At 71.0% G+C, this 1295-nt stretch carries 3 protein-coding genes; all 3 read right to left on the minus strand.

From position 1 onward, the window contains the following. A partial coding sequence (locus tag Q7W29_14695) for a conjugal transfer protein TraB (GenBank protein MDO9173070.1) occupies positions 1-239 on the minus strand: 239 nt, incomplete at its 3' end. Beyond that, positions 239-1111 carry a type-F conjugative transfer system secretin TraK gene (locus Q7W29_14700; protein ID MDO9173071.1) on the minus strand — a complete coding sequence of 291 codons (873 nt, stop codon included), beginning with the start codon at positions 1109-1111 and terminating at the stop codon, positions 239-241. The genes Q7W29_14695 and Q7W29_14700, both read right to left, overlap by 1 nt. Before the next feature lie 49 nt (positions 1112-1160). Then, positions 1161-1286: a hypothetical protein gene (locus Q7W29_14705; GenBank protein ID MDO9173072.1), complete on the minus strand. Its 126-nt coding sequence runs from the start codon at positions 1284-1286 to the stop codon at positions 1161-1163. Positions 1287-1295 lie beyond the last annotated feature (9 nt).

Raw genomic sequence — 1295 nt, forward strand, 5'->3', positions numbered from 1 at the left:
ATGACGCCGATGTTGGTGACCGGCCCTGGCGCGCCGGCGGCCGGCTTGCGAGAACTCGACGACGCCCCGGTGTCCGTGGACGCGAAGATCAGCCAGAGCAGGCCCACGCCGGCGGCGACGATCGCGCCGAGCAGCGCGAACTGGCGCTGGCGTGGCGTCATCCGCTCGGCCAGTTGCGCGCCGAGGCGGGTGGCCGACTGGCGAAGGGCGGCTGCGGAGGGAGGCAGGGGCGACACCATCACTGGCCTCCGCGGCGGAAGACGAAGACGTTGGTGGTCTCGCCCGGGCGCAGGTTGTGGTGCTCGACAGCCACGGCCAGCACCTGTCCACCCGAGGGGCTGTCGGGCCGGTCGAACTCCTGCTCCGCCAGCACCATCACGGCCTGGCTCACGTTCTGCAGCAGGTACTTCTCACCCACCAGACCCCGGCCCTCGTAGCGCCGCATCAGCGAGAACCTGGCTTCCGCCCAGAGCTGGATCAGCTGGTTGAGCTCGTCCACACGGATGTCGGGCGGCACGCGGTCGGACGCCATCGCCAGGAGCAGCGTCTTCAGCCCCCGGATGTGGTTGGGGGCGGTGCCCAGCGGTGTCTGCGAGCCCGCGGCGCCGGTCGGTGACTGCATCGCCTGCAGCGCCCGTTGGCCGGGGTCGCGGATGACGATGGTGTCGGCAGGTGTGTCCGCCTTGCGCAGCACCAGCGTGTAGGTGGCGTGCGCCGACGAGATGAACAGGTTGACAGGCTTGGGCGAGTCGCCGACCGGGCGGATGTAGATCTCGCCCTTGTCGCGATCGCACTCCAGCACGATCTCTCCTGCCGGGTTCACGGCCGGCAACGCGGCAGCGGGCGGTGCCCCGTTGCTGCCGCTGGAGGACGGCGCGGCAGGGCCGCAATTGCTGGAATGGATGTTGCCGAACACGTCCGTGATCGGGGCGCCCTCGATGCGGATGCGCGTGGGCTCCTTGATCGACAGCACGGCCTCGACGGCCACGCCGTCGCGGGCATCCAGCACCTGCAGCGCGGTTGCCGGGGCTGCGGCTGCGAGCAGGCCTGTCAGGGGCGCCCATGCGGCGACCGAACGGAACCAGCGGGGTGTCAGGGAACCTGGCGCCATGGCCACCCTCGCTGCCGGGGCAGCGCGGCGAAGGCGCAGCGGCCGGGAGTCACGGCGCGGCATGGGTCACCTCCTTGAAGGTCTTCAGGTGCATCCGGCCGCCGCTGTATGCGAAGCCCACCTCGTAGGCCTTGGCGTCGTTGGCCGTTTCCAGGCCGTTGACCAGCGTGCGCAGCCGGCCGCG

The sequence above is a fragment of the bacterium genome (assembly GCA_030654305.1).
Lineage (GTDB): Bacteria > Krumholzibacteriota > Krumholzibacteriia > LZORAL124-64-63 > LZORAL124-64-63 > PNOJ01.